The sequence below is a fragment of the Streptomyces sp. NPDC054796 genome (genome assembly GCF_053611545.1).
Map to the genome: position 1 here is coordinate 1 of NZ_JBSHAO010000168.1, position 1,598 is coordinate 1,598.

The following is a 1,598-nucleotide window of genomic DNA, read 5'->3' on the forward strand; positions in this document are numbered from 1 at the left end:
CCAACCCCCACACCCACATCAGCCACCACCCCCTCCAACAACACCCCAAAAGCCCGCACCAAACCCTCCACCGAACCCCGATCAAACAAATCCGTCGAGAACTCGAAGTCCCCTTCGAGTCCGTTTCCGGCGCCGGTTTCGGAGATGAAGAGGGAGAGGTCGAACTTGGAGAAGCTGACGTCGGCCTCGACGAGGCTGATGTCGGCTCCGGGGAGGGTGATCTCGCGACGGCCGAGGCCGGGCAGCGAGGAAGAGGATTTCCGGGAGCCGTGCGTGGTGCTGTAGCTGTAGGAGACCTGGAAGACGGGGTGGCGGGACAGGTCGCGCTGGGGCCGCAGCTCCTCGACCAGCTTCTCGAAGGGCAGGTCCTTGTGCGCGTCCGCGTCGAGCATGGACTCGCGGACCTGGTGGAGCGCGTCGAGGAAGGTGTCACCGGGCTTGACGCGCGAGCGCATGACGAGGGTGTTCACGAAGAGGCCGATCAGGTCCTCGGTCTCGATGTGGTCGCGGTTGCCCACGGCGTAGCCGATGCACACGTCGTCCTGGCGGGAGAAGCGGTGGAGCAGGACGTTGAAGGCCGCGGCCATCGTCATGAAGAGGGTGACGCCGTGCCGTTCGCTCAGCGCGCGCAGCTGGTCGCTGAGTTCGGCGGGCAGCTCGAACGGCACGATGGCTCCCGCGTAGGTGGAGATCTGGGGGCGCGGCCTGTCGGTGGGCAGGTCGATGCTCGCGGGGGCGCCGTCGAGGTACTCGCGCCAGAAGTCAAGGTGTCCGTCCAGCACGTCGCCCTGGAGGTAGGTGCGCTGCCAGGCGGCGAAGTCGGCGTACTGGATGGGCAGAGCGGGGAGCGGCGAGTGGCGGCCTTCGCGGAACGCCTCGTAGAGCGCGGTGAGTTCGGTGAGGAGGACGTCGAGCGACCAGCCGTCGGCGACGATGTGATGCAGCGTCACCATCAGGATGTGTTCCCGCTCGGCGAGCCGGATGAGCCCGGTGCGCACCAGTGGGCCGAGTTCCAGGTCGAAGGGCTGCTCCGCGTCGGCGTCGAGCAGTGCGATCGCCGCGGCCTCGGGGTCGGCCGCGTCCGAGACGTCGCTCAGGTGGAGGGGGACCGTGGTGTGCGGGACGACCTGGAGCACGGGGAGGCCGCCGTGGGTGCCGTACACGCTGCGCAGGACGTCGTGGCGGCGGATCACCTCGTCGAGCGCGGCCTCCAGCGCGGGCACGTCGAGGGAGCCCTTGACGCGCCAGGCGGCGGGCACGTTGTAGAGGCTGTTGTCGGGTTCGAGCTGGTCGAGGAACCACATGCGCAGTTGGGCCCAGGAGACGGGTGCGGGGCCCTCGTACTGTCCGGGGGCGAGGGGCACCTCGTGGGTGGAGCGCGCCCGTGCGACGGCGACGGCGAGTTCGCCGACGGTGGGCGAGGTGAACAGCTCGCGCAGGGCGATGTCCGCGTGCAGGGTCCTGCGGATGCGGGCGATGACTTGGGTGGCGAGGAGTGAGTGGCCGCCCAGGGCGAAGAAGTTGTCGTGGACGCCGATGCCGTCCTGGTGCAGAACGTCCGCCCAGATGCCGGCCAGCGCCACCTCGGTGGGCGTGGA

At 69.1% G+C, this 1,598-nt stretch carries 1 protein-coding gene; it reads right to left on the reverse strand.

What is annotated here, in order from left to right; genetic code table 11:
- The coding region (locus ACWGJ2_RS40430; protein ID WP_453351416.1) for a condensation domain-containing protein at window positions 1-1,598 on the reverse strand (1,598 nt) is incomplete at both ends.